We start from the raw sequence: 1,165 nt of genomic DNA, 5'->3' as shown, positions 1-1,165 counted from the left end.
AGATCCTGCGAAAGCGTTCGTGCCATCCATGCTGGCCTCCTGCCACCAGCAGGACGTCTGAATCACAACCTCGCCGCGAAGGGAACCACTGCCAAGTCAGATCGGGTGGAAAACGCCCTAGGGTTTTTAGTCCCGGCATTTGATGGTGCATTATTCAGCCAGCAATGGCAGGATGCGCTATGGGACAGGTTCTTCACGGGAGCGCCCGAACGACAGCGGCGGTCCGTCGAGCGATACAACATAGTCAAGAGAGCCTGAGGGTGCTGGCCAAGCGCCATGGCATAAACCCCAAGACGGTCGCCAAATGGAAGAAGCGCATCGCCGTCGGCGACCTCCCAACCGGTCCGAAGGACATCAAATCGACCGTCCTGACGATTGAAGAGGAAGCAAGCCACCGTCAAACGCTATCATTACGACAGCCACCAACAGCTTGACGCCCACCTCCACGACTTCATCGACGCCTATAATTACGGACGTCGCCTCAAGACCCTCAAGGGCCTCACACCCTTCGAATACATCTGCAAAATCTGGACAATCGAGCCCGAACGATTCACACTCGATCCAACCCATCAAATGCCGGGACTAAACAGATCGAGCCTGAGCAGGGTAACTGCACCTGTCCCGACTGCGGCGGTGCGCTGCGGCCGCTGGGACAGGACAGCGATGAGAGGCTCGATGCTGTGCCGGTGCAGTGGCGCGTCATTCGAACCATCCGCCCCAAATATAGCTGCCGGGCCTGCGAGAAGATCGTGCAGGCACCCGCACCGGTGAAGGCGATAGCGCGGGGCAAGGCAACCTTCGGCACGCTGGCCCATGTCGTGGTCTCCAAGTTCGACCATCATCTGCCACTTTACCGCCAGGCCGAGATCATGGCCGTGCAGGGCATCGAGATCGACCGATCGACGCTGGCAGGCTGGGTCGGCCAGGCATCCGTGCTGCTCGACCCGATCATCAGCCGGATACGTGAGGTCGGGCTGACCGCCTCGAAGATCCATACCGACGATACGCCGGCCCCCCCATGCTCGATCCGGGTCAGGGTCATACCAACCTGCATTGATCACGACGCACGTGCCCATTTGCGGCGTCCGATTGTCATGATGCGCCATATGTGGACGGCCCCCTCCCTGCAAGATTTGGCAGATAATATTGATCGGATCGCTTGCGT

The 1,165-nt window shown here is 59.5% G+C and carries 1 protein-coding gene and 2 pseudogenes; all 3 read left to right on the top strand.

Features of this window, described 5'->3' with window-relative positions:
- On the top strand, positions 1-258 hold a 258-nt coding region (locus V2I08_RS20455), incomplete at its 5' end, for a hypothetical protein (protein WP_349636580.1).
- A pseudogene (locus V2I08_RS20450) lies at positions 180-588 on the top strand (IS3 family transposase); the annotation flags it as partial. The gene V2I08_RS20455 and the pseudogene V2I08_RS20450, both read left to right, overlap by 79 nt.
- Positions 585-1,045, top strand: a pseudogene (locus V2I08_RS20440) (transposase); the annotation flags it as partial. The pseudogenes V2I08_RS20450 and V2I08_RS20440, both read left to right, overlap by 4 nt.
- Positions 1,046-1,165 lie beyond the last annotated feature (120 nt).

Origin of the sequence: Sphingobium sp. MK2, assembly GCF_040170545.1 — a bacterium.
Classification (GTDB): domain Bacteria; phylum Pseudomonadota; class Alphaproteobacteria; order Sphingomonadales; family Sphingomonadaceae; genus Sphingobium.
Note: the sequence above shows the minus strand (reverse complement) of the source record. Positions and strands in the feature narration are given on the sequence as shown.